This window comes from Desulfocicer vacuolatum DSM 3385, assembly GCF_900176365.1.
GTDB classification, from domain to species: domain Bacteria; phylum Desulfobacterota; class Desulfobacteria; order Desulfobacterales; family Desulfobacteraceae; genus Desulfocicer; species Desulfocicer vacuolatum.
Map to the genome: position 1 here is coordinate 31,579 of NZ_FWXY01000028.1, position 16,646 is coordinate 48,224.

The following is a 16,646-nucleotide window of genomic DNA, read 5'->3' on the forward strand; positions in this document are numbered from 1 at the left end:
CATTTATTCACAACATCAGGCGTCACTTGCCATGGAAGAGCCATTCCTATAGCCTTTTTTCCGGGCCTTGATGTCAAGATGAAGGGAGGAGACCAGCTCAAGGGCCGGAAAAAACGCGCGGTCCATTTTTCTTAAATCCACCACCTTTATATATTGACGGCAATGATCGCAGAGGTTAACCCGGTACTCTTTTTCTTCATCACTGAAAAAATAAAGCTGTTGATCCTTGTCGTTATTCTCACAAAACACACACCCCATTCTGCCCACATTCCATCTGTGGCTGCAAAAGGAGCATTTTAAATGCCGTTTTCCATCCTCATCAAAAAAGGCCATGTCCGGTGGATTACCACAAATGGGGCAATATCCTTTTTTTATTTCCGCCAGGGGGGGCAGGTAGGTTTCAAGCTGTTCTGAACAGGCCTGAAGGCTTGGTACCATGCTGGAATAAGTGAAAAAAATCAATTCTGAAACCGGCACGTCTGATTTTCCTGCCTGCTGCTCCAGAACAGCGTCCTGATTGTTCAAAATGGCGGTTATTACGGTTTCCAGTTCAAACGTCTTTTCCTGCAATGCCCCTTTTAACACCTGGGCACCCCTGGATAATTCCGGAGCCAAATCCCGGGCCAGATCACAAATTTTTACGAACAGCACACCGGTTTCATCCATATCAATTAAAAATTCCGACGGATCGATTAAAGGCAGTTGACTTTCCTGCTTCATGGCAAGAAGATCGGAACTGATGATAATGGAAGAAAGCTCAATGTGAGATCGACTCTCCTCCTGGGCCAGAAATACCTGGCTGTAAAAATCCAGGATGGGCTGGTAAACAGGCCTGATCTTTTTAATCACATCTGCGGTCTTTTTTATCTGGTCCATGGTGTTCATAGAAAAATTCCTTATCGTTTTAATCATGAGATGTTTTTATTAGAAAATAAAATTTCCGGGCAAGCTAAGGCAGAGCCGCCCCCCCGAGGGGTAATAGGAACCGGCCAATTGAGCTGTCTACAGTTCCGGTCCGGGTCCCTTACCCGTCGGGGGGGCGGCATATTACCATTTTCCATATTGAATTCCCCATTCCCGGGAGAATCCAACATGGCATGGTATTGCAACCTGTTATACGCGCATCAACCGGGCAAGGGGAGAAACCATCCTCCTGAGGGCCACACTGCGGCTGATACCGCCCTTACGGGTGGCACCGGCAACAGCATATTCCGAATAAAGCTCAGGCTCAAACCCCACAAGATAAATCACATTTACTTCGTCGGGATTCAAAAGACGGGCCTTGGGGAACTTCTCCCTGGCCATCTTAAGTTTTTTCTCGGCAAGGCCCAGCATTTCATCCCGCTCCCCAAAATTCATGGCACCGGTGGGGCAGGCTGTGACACAGGCCGGTTTCAATCCATTGTGCACCCTGTCATTGCACATGTCACACTTGGCCAAGGTGCCGTCGGCGGCTTTTCTGGGAACATCGTAGGGACAGGCTGCAATGATATCATCGGCATCCAGTTTTCTGGTTTCCCGGGTATAAATGATGGCACCTGTGGCATCATCCCGGTAAATGGCAGACTCATCATAGGCAGCTTCAAGGCAGGGGGCTTCCTCACAATGGCGGCATTGATCCGGAAAAAACAGCCACTCCAGCTTTCCATTAATGATTTCTTCCTTCATGCGCACAAGCTTATAGGTTTCAAAGGAGAGATCCCGGGGATTTTGATGACTCCCCACATTGATTGTCTCTTCAGCAGGAAGATCATGCCATTGCTTGCATGCCACCTGACACGCCCTGCAGGCAGTACAGATGGTTGTATCTATAAAAATTGATTTAGACATGGTGTCATCCTCCTTAAAGCTTTGTCACATTGACCATAAAGGCTTTGGTTTCAGGAATCCGGGTGTTGGGATCACCTGCAGGCGGGGTCAAAAGATTGGCGCTCTCTTCGGTGCCGGTGGCAGGCCATCTCCAGCCATAATGCCAGGGGATACCCACCTGATGCACGGTGGCATACCCAATGGTAAAGGGCTTGAATCGTTTGGTAACAATGGCGGTGCACTCCAGATTGGCCCTTGCACTGGATACCAAAACCCGCTCTCCATTTTTAATGCCCCGAAGTTTTGCAAGTTCCTCACTCATCTCCACAAACACATTGGGCTGCAGCTCCATGAGCCATTTCTGGGGCCGGGTCATGAGACCTGTCTGCCAATGCTCAGACACCCGGTAGGTGGTGCCCACAAAGGGAAATCTGGGATCACAGCTGGCATGCCCGTCCTCTTTGGTGGAATACACCACCGCCGTGGGATTGACCATGCGGGAGCTGAAGTAATTTTTTTCCACAGGACACTCCAAAGGCTCATAATGCTCTGGAAAGGGGCCGTCTGCCCTGCCCGGTCCAAAAATCTGCCCAAATCCGTGTTTTCGCATGATAAAGGGCTGTTTGGCATCGCTTCTCCGGGTTCCATCGGGATTTTCCAGGGGATACCATCCGCCGTCGGGGACATCGCCCAGCCATTTTTTGGAGGTATATTTGCCGTCCTTTGACTCTCCGGCAAATTTAATGACCCATTGCTTGTCATCCCAGGGATGGCCCTTGGGGTCCACCGATGCGCGATTGTAAAGAATCCGTCGATTCACCGGCCAGCACCAGGCAAATTCAGGATACAGCCCGATGTTGTTTGCAGCATCTTTTTTACTCCTCCTGGCGGACATGTTTCCCTTTTCCGTATAGGAGTTGCAATAGAGCCAGTTACCCGAAGAGGTTGACCCGTCAGCCTGGAGCCAGGCAAAACTGGGCACCAGGGTTCCCTTTTTGCAAAGTTTTCCTTTTACTGTAACATCTTTTACAAAGTAACCGTTAATTTCTTTGGCAGCCTTGTGGGGATCATAGGCTCCGTTGGTCTCATAATCCCATTTCAAATTCAAAATGGGATGTTTAAAAACCCCGTCAGAAGCTTTGTATTTTTCTTTGATCCTGTGGCCGAGTTCCATGATAATATCGCCGTCGGGACGGCTGTTACCAAGGGGTTTAGGCCCCTGATACCGCCATTGCATCCACCGGCCGGAATTGGTGATGCTGCCCTCTTTTTCCACAGAAACCGATGCCGGAAGCATGAACACTTCAGTTCCGATTTTAGACGGCTCTGCCCCGGGTCCCCGCCAGAAAGAACCGGTCTCATTGTCAAAAATATTCACATTGACCATCCAATCGAGCTTTTCCAGGGCTTTTCTGATCTTTGATGCATTGGAACCGGAGCAGGCAGGATTTTGTCCCCAGGCAAAAAACCCCTCCAGATTTCCCTTATACATGGCATCAAACAGATCAAACCAGGAGTACACGGCCCCGTCATCCACCTTGGGCAGCCAGGTGTATCCAAATTGATTTTCAGGGATGGCCTTGTCACCAAAAAAGGATTTTAAAAGACTCACAGAATATTTAGGATAATTTTGCCACCAGTTGGCAGAAAGAGGGTCATTGCTTTTGGGGGTATATTTTTTATTATAAGCCTCAAGGGTGTCATTGGAGGCCCTGGCTGTTTTAAGATAACCCGGCCAGATATGCCATAAAAGACAATGATCCGTGGAACCCTGGACATTGGATTCACCCCGAAGGGCGTTGACACCGCCACCGGCAACCCCCATGTTGCCAAGGAGCAGCTGAATCATGGCCATGGTACGAATCATCTGGGTTCCCACTGTGTGCTGGGTCCAGCCCATGGCGTACATGATGGTACCGGCCTTTCCCGTTTTTCCTGTTGCGGTATAGGTTTCATACACCTTTAATAAATCTTTTCCGGCCGTACCTGTAACCTTGACCACTGTGTCGATATCATATCGCTCATAATGCTTTTTCATGAGTTGAAAAACACAATGTTTATCCTTAAGGGTTTTGTCCATCCTGGGGATGCCCTTGTCATCCATTTGAAAGGCCCAGGAAGATTTGTCATACCCGCCCATGGAGGGACCGTCTCCGCTGTTCTTGCGATATCCGGAAAAAAGCCCGTCTTTAAATCCAAAAGATTCATCCACAAGAAAGGAGGCATTGGTGTAAGCGGCGGTGTACTCCTTGTTATAGAGATTATTGTCCAGAATGTATTTAATCATGCCCCCGAGAAAGGCAATGTCCGTTCCGGACCGTAAGGCTGCATAGATATCTGCCTTGGCTGAGGTTCTTGTGAACCGCGGGTCCACATTGATCAAGGGTGCACCCTTTTCCATGGCTTTTGTAACGTATTTAAAAGAGATGGGATGATTTTCAGCAGCATTGCTTCCCATGATGAGAATGCAATCACTGTTTTGAATATCAATCCAATGATTTGTCATGGCACCGCGTCCAAACGACTCTGCCAGAGCCGCTACAGTTGCGCTGTGTCAGATACGGGCCTGGTGTTCCACATAGACAAGTCCAAGGGAACGCATCAATGCCTGGTAAATCCAGCACTCCTCATTGTCCATGGCTGCGGACCCCACAGATGCCATGCGGGTGGTGCGGTTGACGGTCTGCCCCTTGGCATTGGTGGTTTCAAAACTTGTGTCCCTGGTTTTTTTAACCCTTTCGGCAATTTTATCCAAGGCCCAGTCCCAGGACACCGTCTGCCATTTATCCGAATAGGGTGCCCGGTACATGGGTTCGGTGAGGCGATTTTCATTTTCTGTGAGCTGTTTTAAAGAAGAGCCCTTGGAACATAAGGCCCCCCGGTTGATGACGTGATCGGGATCACCTTCTATGTTGATCACCCTGCCGTCACCGCGCTTGCTGGTGTGTACAATGGCACCACAACCCACGGCACAATAGCAGCAGATGGTGGTGGTTTCCTTTGCATACCGGGTTTTCAGCATGCCTGCATGGGATTTCACCGGCTTAAGGTCAAATCCCAGACCGCTGACAGCAATACCGGCAGCGGCGGCACCGGAAAACTTCATAAAATCTCTTCTATCAAGTTTCATGTAACAATATCTCCCTTTGTTATGGTCCATGCCTGGGTGGTTCTATCCATTATTGATTTTTTTATATCTCAACTTTCGGTGTTCGCATTTCGTGGTGGAGTCAGGCTTTCGTTATTGACATTATCGAGGCTTTTTTCGTTGGCAAAGGCCTTGGTCGATAACATCAATAACAAAAGCCTGACCCCGTCGGCATTTAAAAATGCCGACTTTGAAATGAAGCCCGAAAGTTGAGTTTATATGAAACACTCTGTAAATCAGGGATGTATTTCAAGCCTTGTTGTGGGCAGATCCAGATCAGAATACGGTCTGCCCGTGGCAGTTATATGGCAATAACACAGGGAGGTTACAGAAAGGTTACACACAACGGTTATAAAAACAAAAACGCCCTTTTCCGGCAATCTGACCCACCGGAAAAGGACGTCTTTTAAATGAAATCGCATGGCAGTAATAAATCACTTGCCACGAACAAAATTAAAACTCAAACAATTAAAATCCTGAAAGCATGATCAATGATCGGGCTGTAGATCTTGTTTGGAAAAGGATTGGGACACTGTGGCATTTGCAGCAGGGGCAGGTTTAATTTCACCGGTGGCAAGTTTCATATTTTTCACAAACCCCACACACATGACCAATCCCAAAAGAAGGATGGGCAATCCACACACAACCACCGCCGTCTGCAACGATTTAAGGCCTCCGCTCATGAGCAGCACAAAGGCCATACCGGCCATCATGGCCCCCCAGAAAATTTTCAATAAATTGGGAGCATCCTGTTCATCTGTGGTGGATTCATAGGACGAAGAGGTCATGTTAGCAAGGGTCAGGGTCATGGATTCAGCCAATGTCACAAAAGAAAACACAATGGCCAGAAAGCCCATGATATTAAGAATTCCGGGCAGGGGCAGATTCTTTAAGAAAGCAAATAATGCCACTTCAGTTCCAAATTTGCTGATCTCTTCGGAAATGGCAATTCCCTGGAAATGTTCCATAAAAATACCGGCACTGCCAAACACACCAAACCACACCACAGCAAACAGTGACGGAGCAAAAAAGTTAACCATAACAAACTCTTTAATGGTTCTGCCCTTGGCAAGTTTCACCAGAAACAGCCCCACCATGGGGGCAAAGGCCAGCCACCATGACCAGTAAAAGATGGTCCATCCACCCACCCAGCCCGTTTGAAGGGCGGGTTCCAGATAAAGAGACTGCCGGGTAAGGGAACTTAAATAGTCACCCAGGGCAGAGCTGGTGTTGTTCAATATATAAAGGGTGGGACCAAACAAAAACACCCAGAGAAGCAGGGCAAAATAGATATAAACATTGAGATTACTGATTATTTTGATACCCTTGTGCAACCCTGTGCAGGCGGCCACAGTATAAAAAACAGCCATGGAGGCAATAATGGCAAACCACAGGAGCAGGACAGAATCCATGGTTGAACCCATGACATATCCCATGCCAGCTCCCAGCTGCATGGCACCAATACCAAGGGAGGTACCAATACCGGCAACAATGCTGAAAATACAAAGTGCGTCAATGAGATTACCCGCAAGACCATTGACTTTTTCGCCCAAAAGGGGATAAAGGCCTGTGCTGATCTTAAATGATTTTCCCTGGTTGTGATATAAAAAAGCAATGAACAGTCCAAATGCCGTATAGGTGGCATAGGGATGTAAACCCCAGTGAAGGAACACAGTGCGCAAAGCACCTTCGGCAGCCTCGGCAGACCGGGGTTCAAGCCCTGTGAATCCTGCGGGGTTGGTGTAATTACCCAGGGGTTCTGCCACACCGTAAAACACAATACCAATGGCAATACCCGAAGTCAGGGCAATGGCAAACCATGAAAAAAAAGACATTTCAGGCTGGGCATCTGCTCCGCCCAGGCGAATGTCACCATACCGGCCCAAACCGGCCCACAGCACAAATACAAACAAAGCGCCCACACCCATGGCATAGAACCAGCTGAAGTATTTAATACAAAAGCTAAATGCCCCATTGGCAGCCACCCCCAGTTGATCCGGCAATATGGCTCCAAACACAACAACGGCCACCAGCAGCAATGCCGGTGGATAAAACACCTGTTTATTAACAAGTCCGCTTATTCCCTTTTTACTTTGCGTCATCACTTTCACCTTTTTTTACCCAAACAATCCAGCCGGAAAATTGACCGGAAACAGTTAACGATTCATCCCGCATGTTTACGGAAAAATTAAAACTGTGGTTCTGACAGCAATAAACATACCATAAATGAAAACACCCCTCTGATTTGTGGCATATTTCATATAACGGGCATATCCCGGCGGACACAACAAATATATAAAATGGCATTATACCGCCCATTTTTTTAACCGTCGGGAGTATAAAATTTTTTTACACACCCCTGTTTGGTTTTATTTTTTATAAAAACTTTTTTAGTCCTTTTTTATAATTGCCACGGGCAGACCATATTCTGATCCGGTTCCCATTGCCCATCGGGGGACGGCCCTGCCTTAGCTTGTCCGGAAATTTTACTTTCTAACTCAACTTTCGGTGTTTGCATTTCGTGGTGGGGTCAGGCTTTCGTTATTGACATTATCGAGGCTTTTTTCGTTGGCAAAGGCCTTGGTCGATAACATCAATAACAAAAGCCTGACCCCGTCGGTACATTTAAAAATGCCAGCTTTGAAATGAAGCCCGAAAGTTGAGTTTCTAATAAACGGGTATCTCCCGGCGGACACAACAAATACAGAAAGTGGTATGATGACATGATATCAATAAACGCAAAAAGCCTTTTTCCATGAAGTGAGTCATGGAAAAAGGCTTTTAAAATTAACGGTTTCATCTTATCAAGTACTGTTCAACCCAAATATGCGAAATTTCCATGGCTGATGAACCTTGATAAAAGAGTTAGAGCTTATTGATTTACCATTTTCAAAACTCAGACCGCCATATTTTATGGGTGTCATATTGGATAAACGGTAAATTGAAAGCTGCTGACTCCCTAAAAAATTCAAAAACAATTATTCACCTTTACGATGATTGACATAGTCCACAAGGGCTTTTTCAATTTCAGGGTCAATGGCCGGTCGCTGATAACTTTCCAGCCGGGATGCCAATGCCTTTTTTGCCCGCTGTTCCATGGTCATGCCACCGTTTCTCTGCCAGGCATCATAAGATTCATGGGAAAATAACTGGGACTGAAAATACTCGCTGCGGCACAATTTAAATGTCCTGGGCTGGGTAAGGTATTGTCCACCGATACCTGCTTCATCTATGGCTTTAATTTCCAGTTCCAGGTCTTCTTCATTCACATCCATGGGCTTCATAAGCTTTCTGAGCATGCCGCAATACTCTTCATCCATGAGAAATTTTTCATAACTCTGGGAAATATGTCCCGCCATCTGCCCACAGGCGTGGAGAATGAAATTCACGCCGTTGCGAACAGAGGTTTGAAGCTGCATACTTGCCTCGTATCCGGCCTGGGCATCAGACACATGTGCATCACAAAGCCCACCACCGCTACGGCTGGGAAGATTGTAGAATCGCGCCATCTGGGCTGTGGCAGAAATCAAAACAGACTGCTCTGGAACCCCCACTGCCGCAGCACCGGTCTTAAAATTGGTGGCTGTGGATGTGGAGCCGTAAATCACAGGCGTACCGGGGTTCACCAGTTGAGCCAGGGCAATTCCTGCCAGCACCTCAGCGTTGATCAGGGTCATCATCCCCGGCATGGTCACAGGACCGGATGTCCCGCCAATGACCATGTTGGCAATGACAAGGGCCTGACCATGGGCCGCAAGCTCCATCAATGCGCCTGTCATTTCGTCGGAAAATTGTAAAGGGGTCAGTGCATTGATCAGGGAAACCGAGCGGGCCTTGTCCTTTACCTTTGATTTATCCCCGTTGCAAAAGGCAATGGCCAGCATCTCAACCAGATCCCCGGCAATCTCCCGGTTGGTCTGGCAGCCCATGAATGCTTTATCACAATAAAGAATATTGGACAGTACCATATCAAGCCCCTGGGTTTCCGGGGGCACATCTTCGGGATCAATCATGAGATACCCGTTCATGTCAACGGTATCTGAGGTCTGCACCAGTTTGCAAAAGTTATTATAATCTTCCATGGTACCGGTGCGCTGTTGTCCGCCTTCAGTTGCCATGAACGGTGCGCCATAGGCAGGAAGAAAAACAAAATCATCGCCGCCGATGGTAACGGTGTGCTCAGGATTCCTGGCGTGGACCTTAAAGGTTGAAGGCGCGGTTTCCAAAGCTTTTTTAATATCGCTCCTGTCAAAAAAAACCGTCTCACCCACCACCTTGAAACCATTTTCCTTAAAAAGAGCAAGGGCCTTTTCATCATTAAAGGCAACCCCTGTCTGTTCTAAAACAGTCATGGAAGCATTGTGAATTTTCTGCAACATCTCATCTGTTAACGTCTGCATTCTGTCATACATTTTAAGCACACCTCAAAATATGTTCAGCCCGCCGGGCAGGCCTTTGTTAAATTAAATCACATCAACTCCAATGTGGAGCGCACAAAATAATTATCAAATTTCAAACTGGGGAATGCAACCTGCATGCCATCATTTATTTTTTACGTCAGGTATTACAAAAACTGCCATCACGGGAGGCCTTTTCCGTGCCCCTGGATATCCATTGCAAAAACCGATTAAAAAACCCTTTCTGCTTTTGCTCTTTTCCATCATGTGACATCTTGATCTCTTTCTTAATATTTTTTTCCATGATTTTTCCCTCTTCTTTTTTTTTGTTCAAATTGTCATCACCGACTGATTGCGTTCGTGCAGGTCAGAAACGAGTATAAACAGTCACACTCTTGACTTTGTGCCATTTTACCACTAATAAAGAATATTAACATAAGGATTTTCAACAGATGCTTGACCCGAAAAAAAGATGCATGACAAAAAAATGGTACAACAGGGATTGACCGGACAGGAGCGGCAGTGGAGATAAAATCAAAGGCATGGCAGCAGAACATGATTGAAACCCGGGTTCACATCGAAATTGAAGCCCGTTATCTCTTTTTTCTGGAAATTTTCAAAGACTATCCCGCCCTTGGGCAGGAGCTGACTTTATTTTTAAAAGAGCTGTGCAACCCCCTGAGAAACTGGCATTTTCTGGTGACCGAAGGACGGAAATATTGTCTGGACAATTTAAATATTCTCCGATCCCACCCCTTTGGAACAAGGGCCGTGGCCGGCTTCATTGATATCTTCCACCGGGCAGTGGAGTCTGCTGATATCCGGGAAACCCGCCAGGAAGCCGTGGATCAGCTGCTACAGTTTCTCCAGCGAATTTTAAGGGAATACGGCACAGATGCCCCCACCATACTACCGGAAATAAATCGATCCCTGGTGCGCATGCATCAATATGATGATGATCGATTTTTGATGTTTGTAAAAAGTTACTACCGCCTGAACCGCCTGGCAGCCCTGTTGTTAAAACTGCCCTTTCCCGAAAAAAACCAATGGCAACCACTGAATCGCGTGCTGTTTCGCTACCATGAGATGAACTGCCGCATGTGGTGCCGGGAAGATGATCCTTTGACAGCCTTTGAAAGAGAAGCCCGGGAGCCGGAACTGCCGGAACAGGTGAAATCGCTTTTTTCTCCCATCTCCCATAACACCATGAACCAGGTGGCCGGACAATTGGAAAAAATGGCACAGAAAACGGATTTCAGGAATAATGCCGCCACAATCCAGTTGATGAAGTTTCCCGAATTCAATCACATCACATCCATTTATAAGGACCTTCCCAGACAACTTTTAAAGGCCGGTGATTCCAGCAGGCAGGGCAACCACTGGAAGGTGATTTTTTTATTTCAAATCATTAATATCCCCGACCTTGCCATGATCCATGACACCACATTAAAGGATATCAATGCCACGTTAAGGTGGCTCATCGGCCATGAGAGCAGCCCCTATATCCGACAATTGATCCTGCACACCTTTACCATTTTAAAACTCCGGTCCCAGGCGTTTCCAGATGCAACCCTCAATGCCATTTTAAATATGGGAAAAGGGGTTTACAACACAGGGGACAGTGATCTTGTAAAATTTTTCATCCAATGTGTTATTAAAACCGGATTTCAATTCCCGGACATACAGGGGGTTGGCACCAACTGGCAGGTGAAATCCAACCATACCCATCTGTTGAATATCCGAGTGTGGCTGGAACTTATTTCGTTAAACCCCCACTGGTCCATGAGTCTCATGTCCCGTCTGACCATCTATCTTTCCATCTGCGGGGTATTTATCAAAGACACCGATCTTTTCCCCCGGGACATCACCAACCTGTTAAACAGCCCCATTGAGCCTGTGTACCATCTGTTAAAACAACTCACCCGGCTTTTTCCTGTTTATTACAATGAAATCGGTGCCGAAGGGGCCATCCGGGATTTTTCCACCCGCATTGATGAACTCACCCAGCGCCGGGACAGTTTGATTCATTTTTATCGTAAAAGAATCCATGTGGAGAGCAGCAACCGTATCATCACCATGACAGAGGCTATCTTTGCTTTTTGGAAAACCCGGGACATCAAGGGACTTTTGCCCTATGTTCCCCGTGACTTCACAGCCCAGATATCCAGCGATGCCGCCCACCTTGACGGGGTTCATGAAATTTTAAAGATACTGGTGGCCCATGGCATGGACATCCCCGGGGATCTGCTCACCACCCCCCGGGAGGAGCTGGAGGGTATTATTTATCACAGCACCATGCCCAAAGGCAGTGAAACAGACCGGGAAAGGGTCATGCTCCTCATCCGCCTGTATCGCCTGCTTTACCAGAAATACACCCCTTCGTGCACGGAGATCGATCAATACCTGGCCCATGTCAATACTGCCCGGATTCCCCGGTTCAATCTGTTGCAGGAGGTCCTGGATGCCCAGAAAAATCCCCAGATGAAAATCAAGGCCCGGCTCCAGAAACTGTTAAGTTATCTGGGGGTACTTAAAAAAGAACTGTTATCAAAAAACAGGTTTAAAGCCCGGGAAGACATCTTTAAAAAACGTCATTTCACCGCCGATATCCCCTCCCTGTACGGCAGCTACCATGAGCCAAAATTTGATGCACTGGGACTCACCTTTCGTCTGGAATCCATGGTCAATCCCCTGTTTGAAAGCCTCATCGAAGACCTGGATCTCACGTTGATTGCCAAGGTAACGGTGCACAAAATTAGAAATCGTCTGCGCATGTTCTACACGGCCCTGAAACTGGACGGCATATCTTCATCGGAATATGAATTCCAGATGATTTTGTTGACCCACTCCCTGGAAGTCCAGGGATTTTCCTTTACCCAGTACCTGGATATTTTCCAGAGCCTGGCCAAAGCCGTTCAAAATATCATGAATGACTATTTCCACACCGTCCACCAGGAGCACCTGGAAGATGCTCTGGAACGTATTCCCCTGGATCTTTTAAAGGAAAAATATGACACCGGCGATGGATTAACCAATCCCAAAGAACAGGTGGCAGAGCTTTTCTTCAGAGAACGCATGGCCACCTCCCTGGGGCTCCAGCAGCTGGATCTTTTTTTAAGTAAAATTCTCACCACCCTGCACCAGCAGGCCCAGGAACTGCCCCAGGAACATCTGCGAAAATTATTAATGTATGATCCCAAACGCATTATCACCTCGTTAACGGCTCCCAAATCGTGGATACTGGGGGCCATGGACCTTGGCAACAAGGGCAACAATCTTGTCACTTTAAGTGGGTACAACCTTCCGGTACCGCCCGGCTTTATCATCACCACCGAAGCCTTTCGCCACCGGGATCTCATTGATTCCTATCCTCCTGCCCTGGCCAATTTCCGGGAACAGGTTTTATCGTCACTTAGGGACTTGGAAAAAATCTCAGGAAAAACCTTTGGGGATCCCCAAAATCCCTTGCTCTTATCTGTGCGTAGCGGGTCAGTGATCTCCCAGCCGGGCATGATGGACACCCTCATTGATATCGGCATAAACGAAGAGATCGCCCAGGGCATTGCCGAGCACACAGGAAACGGATGGCTTGCCTGGGATAATTATCGCCGATTCCTCCAGTGCACAGGCATGATCCAGGGTATGAAACGGGATGATTTCGATGCGGTGATACTCAAATTTAAAAAAAGATGGAAACTTCCCTACAAAAGCCTGTTCAGCGGCCAGCAAATGAAAACCGTGGCACTGGCCTACCGGGACAAACTCAAAGAGGCAGATATTTATTTCAGCACTGATCCCTTTCAACAGCTGTTCCAGGCCATTTTCATGGTGTTTGACTCCTGGAACGCTCCCCGGGCCAAGGCTTACCGCCAGATCATAGGACTTTCCCAGGACTGGGGAACCTCGGTGACCGTGCAGCAGATGGTGTTCGGAAATATTTCCCATGAGGCCGGCACCGGTGTTATTATCACCCATGATCCCCGATCCCCCCGGAATCAGATTCGACTGTGGGGAGATTTTACACAGCAAACACAGGGAGAAGACGTGGTGGCAGGACTTGTGAATACCTTTCCCATCTCCATTGCCCAGCAGGAACGGGAAATGAGAAACACCGACACCACATTGGAAAGCCATTTCCCTGAAATATACAACGGACTTTTAACCTGGGCCGATACCCTGGTCAACAAACAGGGCTGGAGCCCCCAGGAAATTGAATTCACCTTTGAGGGGCCCCAGCTCAAAGATCTTTATATTCTGCAATCCCGGGATCTGGGTATCCGGGAACGCAAAACACGTCCCATGTTTGAACAGGTCTCATGGATAAAGGCAAAAGAACAATACCTGGGACACGGTATCGGCGTCAGCGGGGGAGCCATGTCCGGTCGCCTGGTCTTCACCCTCCGGGAGATTGAAAAATGGCGCAGGCAGGAACCGGAAACCTCCCTCATACTGGTCAGAAATGACACGGTTCCCGATGATATCCGGGAAATCCACGCCGCTGACGGACTTCTCACGGCCCGGGGGGGCATGACCTCCCATGCCTCAATTGTGGCCTATCGTTTGAATAAGACATGCGTGGTGGGATATCGTAACATGGTGTGCAATGAACGTAAAAAAGAGTGCCGTTTTGACACTATCATTCTAACCTCTGGTGAATTTATCAGCATTGACGGCCATAAAGGTACTGTTTTCAAAGGAAAAATCAACATTGAGGCTTAACTGTCAATATTAAAATATTTTATTACTTATTTAACACATAGCCACCACGGGCGGACCGTATTCTGATACGGCTCTGCCCACAACAAAGTTTGAAATACACCCCCGGTTTGCGGAGTATTTCATATATAACAAACAAGGACATTTCATGGATTTAAATCAAAACAATGGAAAAATTGGAATTAACGGTTTTGGTCGCATTGGCAAACTCACTGTCTGGCACCACATCAGCAGAAAATATTTTAACGAAATTGTTGTCAATGTGGGTCGACAAGTGGGCAAAGGCATGGAAGATCTGGCCCATTACATGGAAAGGGATTCCACTTATGGTCTTTTAAGTTCATATCTCTATGGATTTAAGGGCAAACCCGTGATCACCGACATTGATGAAGAAAACGGCACCATGGTGGTGGACGGAATTAAAATCACCTTTCTTCGATCTGCCAGAAATCCCTGTGACATTGCCTGGATGGACAATGATGTTAAGCTGGTGGTGGATACCACCGGACAATTTCTGGACCCCATTGCCCAGGCCGATGACCCCAAAGGCGCTTTGCGGGGACATCTTGCTGCAGGCGCGGAAAAGGTTATTGCGTCGGCCCCCTTCAAGTTCAAAGATAAAGGTCTGGATCTTAAAAACGCCATGCCCGAAGATGCCGTAACAACGGTGATGGGCATCAATGACCATGTTTATGATCCCCGGAAGCATTCACTGATATCCAATGCCTCCTGCACCACCACCTGTCTTGCCCACATGATGAAGCCGGTGCTGGATGTCATGGGATCCCAAAAGATTTTATCCGCCTCCATGGCCACCATCCATGCCGCCACCGGCTCCCAGCAGGTGCTGGACCGTCTTCCCGGGGCCGGGGCCAAAGATCTGAGAAAAAACCGCAGCATTCTCAACAATATTATCCTCACCTCCACCGGAGCTGCCAATGCCCTTCGCCTGGTGATTCCAGAGATGGAACGCATCGGATTCATCGCCGAATCTGTGCGCATCCCCACCGGTACCGGCTCCCTGGTTATTCTGGTGTTGAATCTCCAGGAAAATCCGGGGGGAGGAGAGCCCATCCGCAGGGACGTCATCAACAATATATACCGGCAGGCAGCCCACAATGATGCCAAGGAGTATCTGCATTACACTGACAAACAAAACGTCTCCGGTGATATCATTGGAATGCCAAGGGCCGCCGCCACCATTGAAGGCCATGAAACCCACACCCGCACGGCTGAAATCAATATCAATCTTTCCAACGTTCCCGGACTGGATCAAAGTATTATCTCCACCCTGGAAAATAAAAACATCCATGTTCCTGTCACCCAGACAGTTATTTATGGCTGGTATGACAACGAGCTTGGCAGCTATGTCAATATGCTGGGGGATCGCACCGTCACCATTGCCGAGGATATGTAAAAAACATTTTTCAACATCCCAAGTTTCATCATAAATTAAAACAACCGATGTGAACAAACAAAAATACCAGCTCCAAAAAGAAGCTGGTATTTTTATTTTTTATATGAAACTCCAGCCAAAAGCCTGTAATGATTAGAGTTTCATTTTTCGTTGTGGGCAGGTTAAACCCCAATATGATCTGCCCGTGGCAGTTTATATGAAAAGGCAGCCTTCAAGGCAACCTCAGCAGAGCCGCCCCCCCCGATGGGTAATAGGAACCGGACAATTGAGCTGTCTACAGTTCCGTCCGGGCCCATTGCCCATCGGGGGGGCGGCGGTATAATACCGTTTGGCTCCGCGTCTACGACCCTACATTTGTTGTGTCCGACAGGAGATGCCCGTTATATCAAATGCCTCCCAGATCTGGGGCGTATTTCATGCTTTGTTGTGGGCAAAGCCGGACCGGAATACGGTCCGACTCTCTAAAATATACAGATTACAGAAGATCACTGTAAAAATCATTACCCTTGTCATCCACGATGATAAAGGCGGGAAAATCCTCCACCGTCATCATGAACACGGCTTCCATACCCAGTTCTTCGTATTCCACCAGTTCCACTTTTTTGATGAAATCCTTACCCAGACGGGCCGCAGGACCACCTGGAGAACCCAGATAAAATCCACCATATTCCTTACACGCATCGGTGACCTGCCGGGACCGGTTACCCTTGGCCAGCATGATCATGGAACCACCCTCTTTCTGGAAAATGGGGACATAGGGATCCATGCGACCGGCGGTGGTGGGACCAAAGGAGCCAGAGGCTTGGCCTTCCGGTGTTTTGGCAGGCCCGGCATAATAGATGATATGATTTTTGATGTAATCGGGTAATCCTTGACCACTGTCCAGTCTCTCTTTGAACTTGGAATGGGCAATGTCCCGTCCCACAATGATCTTGCCGGTGAGTAACAAGCGTGTGGACACAGGATATTGACTCAGCTGGGCCCGGATTTCATCCATGGGCCGGTTAAGATCCACCCGCACAGCCTCGGCCATCTCAGGCTCTCCCTTGGGAAGATATTTTGCTGGATTTTCTTCCATCTGCTCCAGAAAAATCCCATCCCGGGTGATCTTGCCCTTGATTTGACGATCGGCACTGCAACTGACACCAATGCCCACAGG

The 16,646-nt window shown here is 47.9% G+C and carries 9 protein-coding genes; 2 read left to right on the forward strand and 7 right to left on the reverse strand.

The genetic code is table 11. The features are described from left to right. Window positions 1-15 precede the first annotated feature (15 nt). From B9A32_RS18450 to B9A32_RS21430, 6 genes are all read right to left on the reverse strand, one after another. Window positions 16-876, reverse strand: coding sequence for a formate dehydrogenase accessory protein FdhE (locus B9A32_RS18450; RefSeq protein WP_212638010.1), 861 nt, complete (start codon window positions 874-876; stop codon window positions 16-18). Between the two features lie 237 nt (window positions 877-1,113). Continuing rightward, window positions 1,114-1,830, reverse strand: coding sequence for a 4Fe-4S dicluster domain-containing protein (locus tag B9A32_RS18455; RefSeq protein WP_084071440.1), 717 nt, complete (start codon window positions 1,828-1,830; stop codon window positions 1,114-1,116). 13 nt (window positions 1,831-1,843) lie between these two features. Continuing rightward, window positions 1,844-4,939: a formate dehydrogenase-N subunit alpha gene (gene fdnG / locus B9A32_RS18460; RefSeq protein WP_084071441.1), complete on the reverse strand. Its 3,096-nt coding sequence runs from the start codon at window positions 4,937-4,939 to the stop codon at window positions 1,844-1,846. Window positions 4,940-5,445: 506 nt separating this feature from the next. Next, window positions 5,446-7,059 carry a BCCT family transporter gene (locus tag B9A32_RS18470; RefSeq protein WP_084071443.1) on the reverse strand — a complete coding sequence of 538 codons (1,614 nt, stop codon included), beginning with the start codon at window positions 7,057-7,059 and terminating at the stop codon, window positions 5,446-5,448. 876 nt (window positions 7,060-7,935) lie between these two features. Then, window positions 7,936-9,357, reverse strand: coding sequence for a trimethylamine methyltransferase family protein (locus B9A32_RS18480; RefSeq protein ID WP_232367231.1), 1,422 nt, complete (start codon window positions 9,355-9,357; stop codon window positions 7,936-7,938). Window positions 9,358-9,514: 157 nt separating this feature from the next. After that, complete coding sequence (locus B9A32_RS21430; RefSeq protein ID WP_212638011.1) at window positions 9,515-9,688, reverse strand: hypothetical protein; 174 nt, start codon at window positions 9,686-9,688, stop codon at window positions 9,515-9,517. Window positions 9,689-9,876: 188 nt separating this feature from the next. Here B9A32_RS21430 and B9A32_RS18485 point away from each other — a divergent pair, with 188 nt between their 5' ends. Beyond that, on the forward strand, window positions 9,877-14,073 hold the full coding sequence (locus tag B9A32_RS18485; RefSeq protein WP_084071446.1) for a PEP/pyruvate-binding domain-containing protein: 4,197 nt from the start codon (window positions 9,877-9,879) through the stop codon (window positions 14,071-14,073). 145 nt (window positions 14,074-14,218) lie between these two features. Beyond that, on the forward strand, window positions 14,219-15,487 hold the full coding sequence (locus B9A32_RS18490) for a type I glyceraldehyde-3-phosphate dehydrogenase (RefSeq protein ID WP_084071447.1): 1,269 nt from the start codon (window positions 14,219-14,221) through the stop codon (window positions 15,485-15,487). Between the two features lie 475 nt (window positions 15,488-15,962). On the opposite strand, the gene B9A32_RS18495 is transcribed toward B9A32_RS18490, so the two are convergent. Next, window positions 15,963-16,646, reverse strand: a 684-nt coding sequence (locus B9A32_RS18495; RefSeq protein WP_170923902.1) for a FumA C-terminus/TtdB family hydratase beta subunit, incomplete at its 5' end; no start/stop codon positions are given.